Below are 16,300 nucleotides of genomic sequence, written 5' to 3'. Positions count from 1 at the left end.
TTCAATCAAGAAATAAAATATTCAGAATGTCTAACCTCGAAATACTCAAAATTTGTTATCTCATCGGCTCCATATCTTTTATTATTGGATTAAAAATGCTGGCAAGTCCGGACAAAGCACGTAAAGGAAATTTATATGCCGCATTCGGTATGGTCATCGCAATTATTGCAACTATTTTTTTTCATGAAGATTACAATGAACACACCGGTGAAATAGAACGTATCGGAAATCTCGGATTTATATTCGGCGGTATTGCCGTGGGAACTGTAATTGGTTGGTTGATGGCAATGCGAATTAAGATGACTGCAATGCCTCAAATGGTTTCCTTCTTTAATGGAATGGGTGGTGCATGTGCAGCAATTATTGGAATAGTAGAAATGAGTACACATCATCCTGATTTATGGGGTGAGCGTCTAATTATATTTCTGGGATTGATGATCGGTGCTGTTTCGTTTGCAGGTAGTATGATTGCTTATGGAAAGTTGGAGGGAAAGATTAAAGATTTTGGAAACAAGTTTCAACAATACTTCAATAATATTTTTGTATTCGCCATACTTGGGTTGATAATATATGCATCGGTAAATCCTGATGTATTAGGTGATAATGTTATCTGGATAATATTTGGTGCTTCATTGTTATATGGTGTATTATTCGTAATGCCAATTGGTGGTGCAGATATGCCGGTTGTTATTTCTTTGCTCAATTCATTTACAGGAGTTGCTGCAGCATTCGGAGGATTTTTATATGATAATCAAGTGATGCTAACAGGTGGTATTCTTGTTGGTTCAGCAGGCACTATTCTCACTATATTAATGTGTAAGGCTATGAACCGCTCCTTATGGAATGTGATTATTGGTGCATTTAGTGCAGGTGGTGGTGTTGCAAAAAATACAGAAGGACTTTCTATTCGGGAAACCAGTGTAACGGACACAGCAATTCTTTGCAGCTATGCAAATAAAGTAATTATTGTTCCGGGTTATGGTTTAGCAGTTGCGCAAGCACAACATGTATGTCATGAGTTTGAAAAAGTATTGGAAGAAAAAGGTGTGGATGTAGAATTTGCAATTCACCCTGTTGCCGGTCGTATGCCCGGACATATGAATGTGTTGCTTGCAGAAGCAGATGTACCTTATCCGAAAATGAAAGAGATGGAAGAAGTGAATAGTATTTTACCAAATACAGATGTAGTAATTGTAATCGGTGCAAATGATGTAGTGAATCCTGCGGCAGAAACTGATCCTGCTTCTCCTATTTATGGTATGCCGATAATTCAAGCAAATAAAGCAAAGAATATTGTAGTGATGAAACGCAGTATGGCTAAAGGATATGCGGGTATTGAAAATGAATTATTCTACGATCCAAAAACAAGTATGCTATTCGGCGATGCAAAAGCAACATTGGAAAAATTAATTACTGAAATAAAAAATATATAATCCAATTTGTAATTGAATTCTATACAGTGAGATAAGTAATTAAAAATAATAAGAAGCGATAAGTTTGAAGACTAATTCCTATCCAAACCAACATCATCAAACAGCGTAACGCTGCACTTAAATTTGAAACCTGAATCGCTTTTTTAATAGCGGCAAATAAAAAAATACTTAAAGAGATTAAAATAACTATAGTTATTATTTTGTCGTTTAAATAAGGTTCTAAATCCACTCCTAAAAATGCAAACAGGTAAACAATTGGATATAATAACAATCCAAGTAAAATTGTATTTACAAACAAGTTATATATATTTATTTCGAGAGATAGAATAAAATAATCTCCGAAAAACTTATCCTGTTTACGGCAAATAATGGCAAGTCCGAAACATACCAAAAACACCATAATGATTAACATCAGTTTTGCATTGGAATTGGTAGCTGCATTAAAAGATTTTTCATATTCCTCCAAAGACACTTCACGTTGTTCAATTTTTTTATTCACCTGTTTATTAGCAAATGCACTGTAGGGCATCATAGTAGTATGCACATTTAGTGTGGTATTAAACGTTTCTAAAAAAGGTATTAAGAAATAAATTAAGTTGCCAATAAAAAACAAGCCAATTGGAGAACTATAAACAATGCGGCGGCCTTTACTGAAATCGTTTGTTACTGTTCCGGGTTTTCTAATGATCGTCCAAAATGTATTCAACATTTTGGATTCAGCAAACGTAATGGAATTGATTACACGACCAATATAATAACGCATAGTTCTCTCATGTGGTAACATTTGTTTTTCGCCACAATTACTACAATAGTTGCCGGTAAATTCGCTGTTACATGAAGGGCAATTTTTTTCCATTGCTCAAAAATAAACAAGGACCACCAAAGTGATCCTTGTTGTGACCCAAACAAACGCACTTCGATTGATGAATACGAAGTATTTTTAGCTTTCCTCAAAAGTCAACAGATATCAAAGTTTGTTTTACGCCACTTTAATTATTGAAAAAGTAAAAATAGAAGTTGGGTTTCATGAAACGTATATCAATACAATTCTAAAAGTGCATGCACAAAACAACAAATGTTTTAGAGTGAGCTTAACAATTGTGATGGTACAATTTTTAGAAATTGCATTTGGAGTGCTTACTGATTAGTACTCTTTTCTCCTCTTTTAAAAAAAGCAAAGTATTCAATGCATTACACTTTGCATTGCACCAAAAGAATTTTACATCTTATTGTGGGTAAATATTTAGAATAAAAAAACCGGGAAAACAATCTTTCGTTTTTCTGAAAATACTATTACAGAAATGAAAGACTCTTTTACCGGTCTAATTATTAAAATGTGAACTATTAACCGCCGAATCTCCAGCGGATACCAAAGCCAAAGTCATTAAACCAACCACCACCGGTAATTGAAATACCCGGACGATAATCAATAGAAAGTTGAATAGGGAAAGTGAAATTGTATTCTAACCCGATCTGTCCATTTACACCAAGAAAAAAACCATCATCATCACTGCTTACATCATCATAACTCCAAACACCAAGACTTGCTCCCGGTCCAACATACCAGCCGAAACCATCTTCCAAAGCAAACGTCCACTGATAAATACCCACTAAAGAAAATCCGGAGTATCCATTTCCAGAACGAATACCTAAGTCAGCTTCTAAACGGTTTCCAGAACCAATAGGACCCTGATAAGAAACTTCAGCTCCATAGCCGTTCCATCCACCAAGGCGTACACCTAAATTGGTTTGAGAATACAATTGCGAGGATAAAAATGAACCTGCAATTACTATTAATAATAAAACGATTTTTTTCATTTGTATAAATTTGTTTCAAAAATAAATGGAATACATTAATCCAATAAACAATAGATTGTGAATTAACGCTTCATTTCCAAAATATCGTAAATTATTTTAGGCACTAACGAAATTCTTATAATAGAATAATTGTAACAAACCATTTCTGTTTTGCAATGGCAATTCATTTATTTTGTATCTGAATTCAATAAAAAATGTAGTAAGCAACATATGAAATATTAACCCCCGAATCTCCATCGAATTCCTATGCCATAATTATTTATCCAGTTGCCTCCATTAAGTGAAATACCCGGACGATAGTCAACACTTAATTGAATAGGAAACTGAAAATTATATTCTAATCCAACCTGTCCGTTTACTGCCATGTAGAATTTATCATAATCTTCAATAGCAAGTTCATAATAAAAAAATCCAAAACTTGCACCCGGTCCAATATACCAGCCTAATCCATTCTCAAAAGAAAACATCCATTGATAAATACCTACCAAGGAAAATTCGATGGAATTAGTTGTACCACCCCCTGCTCCAAAACCTGCGTCTAATTCTATCCGTTCGCCGTTGCTTAATTTGTTTTGATAAGAAATTTCAGCCCCCAAGTCAGACCATCCGCCGATACGGATGCCTAAATTTGTTTGCGAATATAATTGAGAGGTCATGAAAGAACCTGCCGCTATTAAGAAGAATATAATTTTTTTCATAATTATATATTTTATAGAAAAGTAAAATGAAGAATTAAATAATACAATCAGACCGACTTACATTAATTATCTATATCAATTTTTTCTTTGAATACTAAAGGCACATTGGCTATTTTTTTATTAGTGTAATCATAGCAAACCATTCCGGTTTTCGCAATGGCAATTAATTTATTTTGTGTTTGAATTTTATAAATAATATCAAAAGCAACACGGGTTATATCACTTACCCCAATTTCTATTTGAAGTATTTCACCATAAAATGCTTCAGCTTTATATTGAATTGCAACATCACCCATAATAAGTCCGGTGCCTTCCACATCTTTTTCTGAATATCCCAATTCATATAAAAATTGCACCCTTGCTTCATGGATTATACTCAGCATGCTATCGTTGGCCAAATGATTCCCGTAATTCAAATCCGTTATCCGAACTGCAATTTCTGTTTTAAATAAATATTTTTCGGGTTGTTCAATATGAATTCTCGTCATAATAAAAATTATATTTCAGTTTCTAATCCGGGTATCCTTGCTTTCGGTGTTATTGATAAAGAGGCAATTTTATTAGCCTTTAATTTATAATAACCGGCTATTGCAATCATGCCGGCATTGTCGGTGCAATATTCAAATGCAGGAATAAATGTTTGCCATTGATTTTGTTTCCCCAATTGAGTGAAGGCATTTCTTAAATAAGAATTTGCTGAAACACCACCTGCCAAAGCAATAGATTTAATTTGATATTCCTTTGCAGCTAAAACAAGTTTATCTAATAAAATATCTGTAATAGTTTTTTGAATAGAAGCGCATAATCCTGAAATATTTTTTGAAATAAATTCAGAATCTTTTGCAACTCGATCATTCAGAAAATATAAAATAGAAGTTTTTAATCCACTGAAACTATAATTAAATCCCTGCATGCGAGGCTTTGCAAAAGTGAATGCATTTGGATCTCCATCTTTCGCCATCTTATCAACTAAAGGTCCACCGGGATATGGAAGTCCTAACATCTTTGCTGCCTTATCAAAAGCTTCGCCAGCAGCATCATCAATTGTATGTCCTAGAATTTCCATATTATTAAAATCACGCACCAAAACTATTTGAGTATGACCGCCAGAAACCGTTAAGCATAAAAACGGAAATTCAGGATAAGGTGCTTCTATAAAGTGTGCTAAAATATGTGCCTGCATGTGGTGCACTGCAATCAAAGGTTTATTTAAAGCGAGCGATAATCCCTTAGCATAATTCACACCCACCATCAATGCACCCAGCAATCCCGGACCTTGTGTAAAAGCAATACCATCCAATTCTTCCAATTTGCAATCTGCTTTTTCCAAGGCTTCATTTACCACAGGGATTATATTTTTTTGATGGGCTCGGGAAGCCAACTCGGGAACTACCCCACCCCATTTTGTATGTATTTCCTGCGTGGCAATTACATTAGAAAGCAATTTCCCATCATTGAAAATTGCTGCACTTGTTTCATCGCAAGACGTTTCTATCCCCAATACTTTCAATTCAGTATAATTTTTGTTAACTACCTTCGTAAAGTTAAGTTATCCGCTGCTGAACCTTGATGTCGAGTACAACTAATTTCCAACATATATTTAAAATTGTAAGAAAAGTATTTTTTACAACATTGCTTGTATTACTATCAATTCTTATAGTTGTGATTTTAATATTACAAATCCCTGCTGTGCAATCTTGGACAGCTGCAAAAACTGTTCAATTTCTCAGTAAGAAATTAGAAACAAAAGTTACACTTGAAAAAGTGGATATAAATGTATTTGATCATGTAGAGTTAAAAGGATTTTATGTTGAAGATCAACAAGGGGATACGTTATTGTATTGCGAAAATCTTGCAATAGGTATACGCAATATAAATCCGTTTAAACCTGCTTTCAGACTGAGAAATATTGAACTGCATAACGCTCGTGTAAATATTTATCGCAAAAATCCGGACACCGTTTTTAATTATCAGTTTGCAATTGATGCATTCGCAAGTTCAGATACTTCAACATCAGAAAGTAGCAGTATAGTTGATTTGAATTTTAAGAAAGTTGTACTCGAAAAAGTTCATTTTTCAATGTATGATGATTTGGAATTTACATCCAGCGATTATTATTTGGAATCAGGAGAAATTTTGGCAAATAAAATTAATACTCAAACCGGAATTTTAGGATTTGAATCAATTCGATTAACAGGTGCGGACGTTAAGCTTACTAATTTGTTGGATACCATCCCTGAAGTTTTTGATCCATCAGATACAATTCCTAACTACGATTATGTTTCTATAGCACTAGGAAAATGGATTATAGAAGCCAATGCAATTCAATTAGAAAATTGCTCACTTGTTTATATAAATAACAACAAGAATGATGAATCAACAGCAATAAATTTTGATGATTTGGATTTGCGGGAAATCAATCTGGATTTTGAACAATTTATTTATGCAGGAGATACAATTACTACTTTTATTAATGGCTTATCTCTAAAAGAAAAAAGTGGATTCACCTTAAATAAACTAACAGGCAAAACACTTTTTTCCGGTAATGAAATTACAATCAATAATTTATTACTTGAAACACCAAATTCTGTTATCCGTGATAGCTTATCTCTAACTTATAGCACTCTCAATGATTTCGATCGATTATATGATGATGTGCGTTTTGAGGCAAATTTAAACGATACTAAATTGCAAATAAAAGACCTTGCATATTTTTCATCTTCACTTGCTAAGTATGATGGAGAACTATTAATAAATGGTATTGTAAAAGGCCCTATCAGCAACTTGCGCATAAAACAATTAAATGCAAATCTGAATGGTGCAATAGCTGTAGTAGGTGATATTAAAATAAAAGGATTGCCATCGGTTGACCACTTATTTATTGATGCGGATTTTAAACCCTTAAACATACGCACAACACAACTCGGACAAATAAATATTAAAACTTCAGAGCAAATTCAAAATTTAGGTGATGTAATGTTTGTTGGAAAATTTACGGGCTTTATTTCGGACTTTGTTTTGTATGGGGATATTGCAACTTCCATTGGAAAAGTGAAAGCAGATTTTAATTTTAAAAATATTACTCAAGCAAAAATTGCCCAGTATAGTGGTAGGATATCTACTACCAATCTTAACATCGGAAAATTATTAAGCGATTCTACTTTCGGCAATCTTTCTACAACGGCAAGTTTTTCAGGAAATGGGCTCACACTCGCTACATTAAATGCAAAAGTGGAAGCTACAATTACAGATGCTGAAATCAATAATTATAATTATAACAATGTTACTATTAATGGAACTGTATCAGATAAATTTTTTGAGGGCAATTTAAGTGTAGCTGATACAAATGCAAATTTTGAATTTTCAGGAAAGATAGATTTGAATAGTGAAATTCATAAATATGATTTTTATGCGGATGTAAAAAATATTGATCTCTATACTTTGCATTTATACGATCAACCATTTTCGTTCACCACAGAAATGAATGTAAATCTTGCAGGAAATGAATTAAATAATATAGATGGCACCACAAATATTAATAACACCAAAATAACTACACAATTAGGTGAGGAAATAATAGATTCTATATCTATAATTGCATCTTCCGACAATTTTAAACATGTATTGGAAATTAAATCAGACAGCATTAATGCAACTCTAAATGGAAATTTTAATTTGAATACATTTGGGAATTCACTTAAAAATATGTTTGCTTATTTTATCAATGGTGAAGTACGTGAAATCACTGCAACAGATACAGAACAACAATTAGATTTTGAAATAACTACTGGTGACTTAACACCGATTGTGCATTTGATTTATCCGGCTTTAGATTCATTTTCCAATATCAAGATTAGTGGAAGTTTGAATACAGATAAATATGAAATGTTTGCCAGAGTGCAAGCGAAAAATATTAAATATGGTGGAAAGGCATTTCGGAACCTGGCAATTGAAGTAGTTTCAGATAAAGAAGAACTCAACTTTTTTGGAAAAGTAAAAGAGATTGCTATGACTGAAACATATACTGTTCCCCAAACTGTATTAGAAGGAAATTTTAAAAATAAAACCATTGATTTCAATCTTAAAATGGGAAAAGATACCGATCCTGAAAGATTAAATCTAACAAGCACTATGGTTCTTGATGATAGCTTGATTTCTTTAAATATTTTGCCTTCTGAAATTTATATAAATAATGAAAGATGGGATATTGAAACCAATAATACTTTAAAGTATGATTATAAAACTGTGCAGGCTCAAAATTTTACATTGCGTAATGGAGAAAGAACTGTAAGCCTTACCAGTGAAAATGATGCTAAAACTGGAAACTTATTAAAATTAGAAATCCAAAAATTTAATATTTCTGATTTGTCTACTTTGGCAGGTTATGATACCACCGTTTTCAAAGGTATATTAAATGCAAAATTGAACATTGCCGGCGATTTCAGTAATCCCGATATTATAGCACTTGCCACTGTAGATAATCTCTATATATATAATCAGAAAATTGGCAATGTGAATTTAACAGCATCCATGATTGATCCAAATCCTAATCTCCAATTTAATTTGATTTTGCGTGGGGATAATAGCATGCGGGGATATGGGTATTATCATAGAGGAGAAATAGATTCTCTTAATTTAGTTATGGATATTGGCAAAGTGCCGTTGAAAGTTTTAGAACCATTTACTCAAGGTTTATTTTCAGATTTCGATGGAGATATGTATGGCAATGTTACGGTGAAAGGCCCCTTGTCAAAATTAGATATGAAAGGTGTTTTAGAAATGAAAAATGGCGGGATGAAATTCGATTATCTCGGTGTAAAATATCATTTTAATTTTCAGAAAATTGAGATTGAACCAAATAAAATTTACTTAACACCAAATCAAATTTTTGATAAATATGAAAACATGGGTTATATATCAGGAAATATAACACACGACCATTTCAGCAACTGGAATTTCCAAGATTTTAATTTCAATTCCGGATATATATTAATCATGGAAACTACCTCAAAAGAAAATAAAGATTTTTGGGGGTATGCACTTGGTAAAGTGGATATGAGTATAAATGGTCCATTAGAAAATTTGCAAGTAGATATTCAAGCAACACCGGCAAGATATGAAGATAAACTTTCGACAGTATATATCCCTGCTTACGGATCTGGCAATATTAAAAAGAATGATTTTATTGAATTTGTCAATTTAAAAGATACATCATTCACGCTTGCAGATAATGAATTTAGCGAAAAGCAACTTGTTAAAATTAATATGGGTTTGGAAATTACTCCAGATGCAGAGGTTCGTATAATGTTGAATTCAGGCGGCACAGATGTTATTCGTGGTCGTGGAACCGGAAGCTTAAATGTAAGTGCAGACTCTAAAGGTAAAGTGGAAATAAGTGGATTGTTAAAAATCAATGAAGGAAGTTATGATTTTTCTTTTGAAGGTTTAACTACAAAGAGCTTTACAGTAAGAGAAGGAGGCACCATATTATTCGACCGGGATCCACTAAAGGCAAGTCTGAATTTAGTGGCGGTTTATACAGCAGAACGTGTTACAAAATATAATCTAATAAGTGATATGCCTTTAACATCGCAGCAAATTGAGGAGGCAAATAAAGCAGTAACAGTAGAAGTATTAATTAAGATACAGGGCTCACTTGAATCACCTGAAATAACATTTGATATAAACGTACCTGATGAGAAATCAGGAGGTCTTTCAGAATTTGAAACTAGATTAAATGAAGTAAAATCCGATCCGAATGAATTGAATAAACAAGTTTTCGGTTTACTTATGTTAAATCAATTTTTACCCAAAGAATTTGGTGCAGCAACAGCAATTGGTGGCTCTATCAGTAACTCAATGACTGACTTTATTACTAACCAACTTTCCAATTATTTTTCAGATTGGATATCTGAAATATTTCCAAATGCAGAAATAGATGTGGGTTATAGAAAAGTTTCTAATTCAAGTGATTTAAGTTCCTATGAGACTTCAGAATTGGAATTAGGATTAAAACAAAAATTATTTGATAATGCTTTGGTGGTTACTATCGGTGGAGTATATAGTTATGAGAACACCAGTGCCTCAAATTCATCAGCGGGACTTGCCGGTGACTTTGAAGTAGAATATAAAATTACAGCCGATGGAAGAGTTCGAGTAAAAGCTTTCCGCCGTTCTGAATATAATTTAATTAGCGCCAAAAATGATACAAGAACAGGCATTGGCTTAATATATTCAAAAGACTTTGATTCGTTCCGTGAATTATTTGAAAGGAAGAAAAAAGAGTAAAGTTTATGCAACAATTTTATTGGAAGAAATTTTATTAAACCACCATTCGTGAAAAGGAATTACTTCATAACCTATCGGATCCCATTTATATTCAGCATCATTTGAAGCCAATAAATCAAAATGCTCTTTTAAATCGTTTGTCGTATTCTTGAAATCATACATGTGCTTGATAAATCCTTTGATGATTTGAAGGATGAGTTTTGGACGTGCTACATTTTCATTTTTTACATCACTTAATAATTTTCTAAACGTTTCAATTCTGAAATCCAACCAATCATAATAGCCCAGTTCTATAATACACATCATCTCCAATATTTTAAAACCAAGTCTCCAACCAGACTTATCAGAAATCAATTCATTCTCCCGTTGCAATAATGCAAGCGCATCATCATATTTACCTTGAGCAAAAAGTAGGTTGGCTTTGTAGTAATTCCATTTTGCTTCAATAGATTTATATTGCGTTATTGATTTAAATTCCGATACTTTTTTTACTATTGTAAGTGCACTATCAAATTGCTTATCATAAATTGCTGCTAGAAATAAAAAACTAAGCGCATTTACCTGATTCATACTTTGTTTTACAAAATATTTGGTAGCATTTTCAGCAAATTTAAATGCCTCATTATAATTCCTTATTAATAAATTTACTATTGATAATTGCATATAAGCACCTCCAATATTATCCTTTGAATTTAATACCGGACTCCTATTTGCTAAATCTAAAAAATCTGTAGCATATTCTCTTGCACTTATATAATCCCCAATTGTATGAAAATAAAAAATATTACTCCTCAGATACCATGATTGGATTTCATCAGAATTGGATTCAATTGCTAACTTTTCCAATTCCTTACTTGCCAAAGCAGATTGATCTTTATATAGATAATTTTTATTGGTTGAAAATATTTGAGGCATTGTCAATTGTCGGAAATAATCTTGAGCTTCAAATTTCTTTTGACTTAGAACTAAATGATTTTTATTTTTATTTGAATATTCTAAATATTTTTCTGGACCTGCTTTAATTCCAAAATGAGCTTGTAATAAATCATACAAAATAAGTGCTTCATTTGTGAGCTCATATTGCTCTGCAAGTACTAGGCTCTTTTTCAAAATTTCTTCTCCAAGTAAAGACACTCCTCTGCTTAATAATAAATCAGCTTCAATAATCATCAAACGACATTTATATCTTGCTTCAAAATATTTTGAATTAAATTTTTTGGACCCTTCTTCAGTTACGAGTACCTTCAGTATATCATCTTTCAATCGCTTTTTTAACATGATAAAAGCAGGGTCTCCAGACGTTCTTCCTATGGTTTTACTTCCTGTATTTTCATCATTTACTTTACCGTTAAGTATGTTGTTAAATAATAATTGTCGATGATTGATTTGAGTCCTACTGCTAGAAGCAAAGAATCGCTTTATTGCCCTAACCTCGTTTGGATTTAATGTTTTAACTAATTGAATTATTTTTTCCATCTAACTCTAACCTTGAAAGAGCCTTTCAAATATGCTATAAGATTTTTAATAAACAGTTTCGTAATATTTTTATAGGTGACATAAAAAATCATTGAAAATAAATTTGGCAGTTTGAAATATTGCATATACTTTCGTGTCACACTTTAAAACAATTTGTAAACATTAAAACAATTTTACTATGGCAATCTTATTATCAATTCTAATGGCCCTTGGCCTCGTTGGTGGTTCTAACGTTAACAATCAAACTGGAATAGATGCGAATGACACAAACAATCATTCAACTACAAAAACCGACACCGGTTGGGACTGGACTAATAACCAATAATCCAACATTAATTAAAACTAAACAGCAGGGTGTTTTAATACTCATCTGCTGTTAGTTTTGAAAGCTTTATTTTTTCTAAGTCGTTGATTTGGAGATGTAAATCTATGCCTTTAACTATAAGTTTGGGGTTAGTGGTTCGTATTTCCTTCCTTGTACACCTATATATAATGAGAGACTTTTGTAGTGCTAATCAATTGGAACACTTTTAAAAATTTTTACAATGCAACAAGCACTCACATCGACAACACACACAAACCAGTCGGAAATGTTGAATCCATTTAAATCTACTTTGCGTAGCTTATATCCGGAGAAAGACGGATGGAAACTTTATAACCGTTTTAACTGGGCAACCAAAGTATTTGATTATGTTCTTCAAAAAGAAGAAGATAAAACAATTTATCGTATTCTGGTTGAGTTGAACCTGGAGAATACAATTACAAAAGATCATTTTGATAAATTGGATAATCTTGCAGTAAGACTTGACAATGGCAAATGCTCACTTACTCAAAAAATAATGATTATTGATGATAGTGCTAAATTGGAGCATTCTAATTCTCAAACCGAAATAGTATTGCTTTCAAATCTCTTCAATATGAATTTATTGTCTGGCGGGTTTGATAAAAGCAAATTAGTTGCTTAATTAATAAAGTACAACTCTATTTTATAGTTGTACTTTACTTTATCTCAGAATATCATGGCCTAATTTATCTCGCTTGGTTTCAAGATAGTGCATATTGTGTTCGTTTGGCAACATTTCAATTTTAGTATTTCCAACTATTTCAAGTCCATAACCTTTAAGTCCCACTCTTTTCTTAGGATTATTTGTAATCAAATCTAATTTAGTAATTCCTAAACTTCGGAGTATTTGTGCTCCTATTCCATAGTCTCTTTGATCCATAGGTAATCCTAATTCAAGATTAGCCTCAACAGTATCTCTTCCATGTTCCTGCAACTCATAAGCTTTGAGTTTATTTAAAAGTCCTATTCCTCTTCCCTCTTGTTGCATATAAACAATTACACCTGATCCATTTTTCTCAATCATTGCCATTGCGGAATGTAATTGTTCACCACAATCACACCTCAAGGATCCAAGTATATCTCCGGTTACACAAGAAGAATGCACCCTTACAAGTACTGCATCATCCTTATTCCAGGTTCCTTTAACCAAGGCCAAATGAATTTCTCCAGATGTAGTTTGGGAAAAAGCATGTAATTTAAAGTTGCCAAACTTGGTGGGAAGATTCACCACAGCCTCCTTTTTTATTAAGGTTTCGTGACGCATTCTGTACTCAACTAAGTCCTTTATTGATATGATTTTTAAGTTAAATTTTTCAGAAACCTTCATTAAGTCCGGTAACCTTGCCATACTTCCATCCTCATTCATTATTTCAACCAACACTCCCGCCGGTTCAAAACCAGCCAATCTTGCCAAATCTATAGATGCCTCTGTATGACCAGTGCGCCGCAAAACCCCTCCCAATTTTGCACGCAATGGAAATATATGTCCTGGCCTTGCAAAATCACTTGCCTGAATTTTTGGATTTATAAGAGCCTGAATTGTCAACGACCTATCTGTTGCAGAAATACCTGTTGTGCATCCATAACCAATTAAGTCTATTGAAACTGTAAATTGAGTTTCATGCAGCGCTGTATTATTATTCACCATAAGGTCCAAACCAAGTTCATCACATCTGTCTTCTACAAGGGGAGTGCAAATCAAACCTCTGCCATGCGTAGCCATAAAGTTTATTATTTCTGGAGTTACATTTCGTGCAGCGGTTATAAAATCACCTTCGTTTTCTCTATTCTGGTCATCTACCACAATTACCAATTTACCATTTCGGATATCCTCTATCGCTTCTTCAATGGTATTTAATTTATATTCTTCCATGTTTAATCTTTAATATTTCTTTGTGTTGGTTGCCAAGCACTGGTTTTAATTCCCTTAAAGTATTTTCCCAAGCCGATAAGAAGAGCAAAATTCATTAGAAAAAAATAGCTTATTAACCGCACTACAAAGTTATGAATATTCAATTTGGCTAATATCCAATCTATAAGAGGTGAAAAAATACTTGCCATTGAAAACCAAAACAGCATCATGAAAAATAAGTTCTGAGAATATAGTATGGCTGATCCACCTATGATAAATATAATCCAGAATGGACCTAACCATCTTAAAACTTTATGTGATAGAAAACAAAATCCAATTGGCTTATACACTGGCCATAGCATTTTATAAAAGTGAGTTAGGTTTTGAAAATTACCTGCCGAAATGCGCACTTTTCTTTTGAACTCCTCGGCAACAGATTCAGAAACATCTTCAAAGGCTATTGCTTTTAAACTCATGATATTTTTATATCCTGCTTCTAGCACTTTCATTGAAATATAAAAATCTTCCATCAAATGATTCGGTGGTATGGCTTTTACTAATTTTTTCCTCACTGCATAACATGCACCAAATGCTCCCATCAATGTTCCCCATAATTCCCCTTCCCTATACTTAATTAAATTTTCTCTTTGAATATATTTTTCCTCCTGCAATGAAATTCCAATTTTATCCATTCCTGTATTTTGAATGTTTGCCGCTACCAATCCAATGGATGCATCATCAAATCCATTAACAAGATTCATCACCATTTCTTTTTCAAAATAAATATTTGCATCAGTGAGAATTAGTATCTCACCGATTGCTAATGGAATAAGTTGATTTAAAATTCCTGACTTACCTGTACGCCCTCCGAATTTCACCAATTGAATGCGAGGATATTGATTTATATATTCTTCAATAATAATTTCAGTTGTATCTGTAGATCCATCAGACCCTATAATGAATTCTATATTTCCAGCCGGATAATTCAAGGAAAGAAAACTCTCAATCTTTTCACGAATCACTTTCTCCTCATTATACACAGCTAAAACAACAGATACTTTTTTGATTGCAATACTTGAAGGCTCAATATTTTTTGATGATTTATTTTTTGTTAAAACTTGCAGTGTCCATGGGAAAATTAAATAGCTATACACCAAAAGGAATATACTTATATATACTATGACCATTAACCAAATCAAAGTGATACTTTTTTATACACTTCTACTAATTGATTTCCAAGAACTGCATTTAATAAATTTTCTTCTACTATAATTTTTGCTTCTGAAGCTTTGCGCATTGCAGCTTGCGGTTCTTTTAAAATTTCAACTAATTGCTGCGTCATCGCTTCATCAGAATTTGATATGTATAAATAATTATCAAGAGATAATGGCATCCCCTCAGCACCAATGGGAGTAGTAACTACCACCTTGCCTGCGGCTAAAGCTTCGATAATTTTTATTTTTAAACCACTGCCGGCAAATAGAGGTACAATACAAATACTTTTATCTGAAATAAATTTTCTGGTGTCATCTACTTCTCCATAATAATCACATGCTGATGCAATTTTATTTGCTAAAGTTGTCGATGCATTTCTGCCGGCTATATGTAAACTTGCTTCAGGAACTTTTGCTTTTACATCCGGCCAAACTGAATCTATAAACCACAATAAACCTTGTTGATTTGGGAACCAATCCAATGCACCTAAAAAATAAATTGAACTTGAATTGCACATTACAGTATTATCAAACTTTTCCTCTATGCCTGTAGGAATACAAGTAACCAACATGTTTGGAAAATGTTTTTTATAATATTGTTCATCAGCAGTTGAAATTGGAATGATTGCATTTGTGGCCGGAATCATTTTCAATTCATATTTTAATAAGCGATGTGCCTGCAATGTAAGATACCAAGACTTAATTGGGTTTTTAATTTTCATAGCCATCCGTTTCCAGATAACACCCTCTACATTATGACTGCGATAAATCAACTTTGCATTCGAATATTTTTTAATCGTTTCAACAAAAGGCAATAAGAATAAACCTTCAAATTGAATAATATCAAATGCATTTTGCTGCACTACTTTTTCAGCCAGAGTAGTTATATCCTTATTTATAAATCTATAAATATGATAAGGTAATTTACTGAACAAATTCAACACAGCATCTTTAAAATAAATAGCCGTATCCGCATTTACCAAATGAAATTCTACCTTGCTTTTTATTTCTTCAGGCACATCATTCAAAGAAAAATTATGCTTTTTTGTGATAATACTAATCACCACAACCCGATGCCCGGCTTCTGCCATAAATCGAATAATATTGCTACTGGCAATCGCTTCACCATCTCTTGCAGGGTATGGTAATTTTTTTGTGAGTAACAGAATTCGCATGCG

Annotated in this window: 13 protein-coding genes; 4 read left to right on the top strand and 9 right to left on the bottom strand. The window is 32.8% G+C overall.

All coding sequences use genetic code 11. The features are described 5' to 3' along the window. The first annotated feature begins 26 nt into the window (after window positions 1–26). Window positions 27–1,433 (top strand): NAD(P)(+) transhydrogenase (Re/Si-specific) subunit beta, encoded by a 1,407-nt coding sequence (locus IPN31_09900; protein ID MBK8682200.1) that lies wholly within the window; start codon window positions 27–29, stop codon window positions 1,431–1,433. Window positions 1,434–1,452: 19 nt separating this feature from the next. Here the strand turns inward: IPN31_09900 and IPN31_09895 are convergent, their stop codons facing one another. Continuing rightward, a complete protein-coding gene (locus IPN31_09895; protein ID MBK8682199.1) occupies window positions 1,453–2,289 on the bottom strand; it encodes a DUF3667 domain-containing protein in 837 nt (278 codons plus the stop codon). Between the two features lie 118 nt (window positions 2,290–2,407). Here IPN31_09895 and IPN31_09890 point away from each other — a divergent pair, with 118 nt between their 5' ends. Next, the gene (locus IPN31_09890) at window positions 2,408–2,581 is read left to right on the top strand and encodes a hypothetical protein (GenBank protein ID MBK8682198.1); all 174 of its coding nucleotides are present in this window, start codon (window positions 2,408–2,410) and stop codon (window positions 2,579–2,581) included. A gap of 196 nt (window positions 2,582–2,777) precedes the next feature. On the opposite strand, the gene IPN31_09885 is transcribed toward IPN31_09890, so the two are convergent. The 4 genes from IPN31_09885 to tsaD all read right to left on the bottom strand — a co-directional run bounded on the left by IPN31_09885 (window position 2,778) and on the right by tsaD (window position 5,459). After that, a complete protein-coding gene (locus IPN31_09885; protein ID MBK8682197.1) occupies window positions 2,778–3,251 on the bottom strand; it encodes an outer membrane beta-barrel protein in 474 nt (157 codons plus the stop codon). A gap of 218 nt (window positions 3,252–3,469) precedes the next feature. Beyond that, on the bottom strand, window positions 3,470–3,949 hold the full coding sequence (locus IPN31_09880) for a hypothetical protein (GenBank protein MBK8682196.1): 480 nt from the start codon (window positions 3,947–3,949) through the stop codon (window positions 3,470–3,472). Window positions 3,950–4,011: 62 nt separating this feature from the next. Continuing rightward, entirely contained in the window at window positions 4,012–4,437 is a 426-nt protein-coding gene (locus IPN31_09875) for a thioesterase family protein (protein MBK8682195.1), read from the bottom strand. 8 nt (window positions 4,438–4,445) lie between these two features. After that, window positions 4,446–5,459, bottom strand: a complete 1,014-nt coding sequence (gene tsaD / locus IPN31_09870) for a tRNA (adenosine(37)-N6)-threonylcarbamoyltransferase complex transferase subunit TsaD (protein MBK8682194.1) — start codon at window positions 5,457–5,459, stop codon at window positions 4,446–4,448. A gap of 179 nt (window positions 5,460–5,638) precedes the next feature. Between tsaD and IPN31_09865 the strand changes: the two genes are divergently transcribed. Continuing rightward, window positions 5,639–10,237 (top strand): translocation/assembly module TamB domain-containing protein, encoded by a 4,599-nt coding sequence (locus IPN31_09865; GenBank protein ID MBK8682193.1) that lies wholly within the window; start codon window positions 5,639–5,641, stop codon window positions 10,235–10,237. A gap of 3 nt (window positions 10,238–10,240) precedes the next feature. Here IPN31_09865 and IPN31_09860 read toward each other — a convergent pair whose 3' ends face one another. Then, complete coding sequence (locus IPN31_09860; protein MBK8682192.1) at window positions 10,241–11,713, bottom strand: hypothetical protein; 1,473 nt, start codon at window positions 11,711–11,713, stop codon at window positions 10,241–10,243. A 545-nt stretch (window positions 11,714–12,258) separates the two neighbouring features. On the opposite strand from IPN31_09860, the gene IPN31_09855 reads away from it, so the two are divergent. Further along, the gene (locus IPN31_09855; GenBank protein MBK8682191.1) at window positions 12,259–12,678 is read left to right on the top strand and encodes a hypothetical protein; all 420 of its coding nucleotides are present in this window, start codon (window positions 12,259–12,261) and stop codon (window positions 12,676–12,678) included. Window positions 12,679–12,717: 39 nt separating this feature from the next. Here IPN31_09855 and IPN31_09850 read toward each other — a convergent pair whose 3' ends face one another. The 3 genes from IPN31_09850 to IPN31_09840 are packed head-to-tail and all read right to left on the bottom strand — an operon-like array spanning window position 12,718 to window position 16,297. After that, the gene (locus tag IPN31_09850; GenBank protein MBK8682190.1) at window positions 12,718–13,929 is read right to left on the bottom strand and encodes a bifunctional 3,4-dihydroxy-2-butanone-4-phosphate synthase/GTP cyclohydrolase II; all 1,212 of its coding nucleotides are present in this window, start codon (window positions 13,927–13,929) and stop codon (window positions 12,718–12,720) included. Window positions 13,930–13,931: 2 nt separating this feature from the next. Further along, the gene (locus IPN31_09845; protein ID MBK8682189.1) at window positions 13,932–15,062 is read right to left on the bottom strand and encodes a glycosyltransferase; all 1,131 of its coding nucleotides are present in this window, start codon (window positions 15,060–15,062) and stop codon (window positions 13,932–13,934) included. Between the two features lie 41 nt (window positions 15,063–15,103). Continuing rightward, window positions 15,104–16,297, bottom strand: coding sequence for a glycosyltransferase (locus IPN31_09840; GenBank protein ID MBK8682188.1), 1,194 nt, complete (start codon window positions 16,295–16,297; stop codon window positions 15,104–15,106). Window positions 16,298–16,300 lie beyond the last annotated feature (3 nt).

It is taken from the genome of Bacteroidota bacterium (assembly GCA_016715425.1).
Classification (GTDB): Bacteria; Bacteroidota; Bacteroidia; order Chitinophagales; family BACL12; genus JADKAC01.
This window is presented reverse-complemented; position numbering and strand designations above follow the sequence as displayed.

What these genes read in the sequence shown, in the direction of transcription:
- IPN31_09900 (MBK8682200.1), top strand. Translation starts at nt 27, where the DNA reads ATGTCTAACCTCGAAATACTCAAAATTTGTTATCTCATCGGCTCCATA.
- IPN31_09895 (MBK8682199.1), bottom strand. Translation starts at nt 2,289, where the DNA reads ATGGAAAAAAATTGCCCTTCATGTAACAGCGAATTTACCGGCAACTAT.
- IPN31_09885 (MBK8682197.1), bottom strand. Translation starts at nt 3,251, where the DNA reads ATGAAAAAAATCGTTTTATTATTAATAGTAATTGCAGGTTCATTTTTA.
- IPN31_09880 (MBK8682196.1), bottom strand. Translation starts at nt 3,949, where the DNA reads ATGAAAAAAATTATATTCTTCTTAATAGCGGCAGGTTCTTTCATGACC.
- IPN31_09875 (MBK8682195.1), bottom strand. Translation starts at nt 4,437, where the DNA reads ATGACGAGAATTCATATTGAACAACCCGAAAAATATTTATTTAAAACA.
- IPN31_09860 (MBK8682192.1), bottom strand. Translation starts at nt 11,713, where the DNA reads ATGGAAAAAATAATTCAATTAGTTAAAACATTAAATCCAAACGAGGTT.
- IPN31_09855 (MBK8682191.1), top strand. Translation starts at nt 12,259, where the DNA reads ATGCAACAAGCACTCACATCGACAACACACACAAACCAGTCGGAAATG.
- IPN31_09850 (MBK8682190.1), bottom strand. Translation starts at nt 13,929, where the DNA reads ATGGAAGAATATAAATTAAATACCATTGAAGAAGCGATAGAGGATATC.
- IPN31_09840 (MBK8682188.1), bottom strand. Translation starts at nt 16,297, where the DNA reads ATGCGAATTCTGTTACTCACAAAAAAATTACCATACCCTGCAAGAGAT.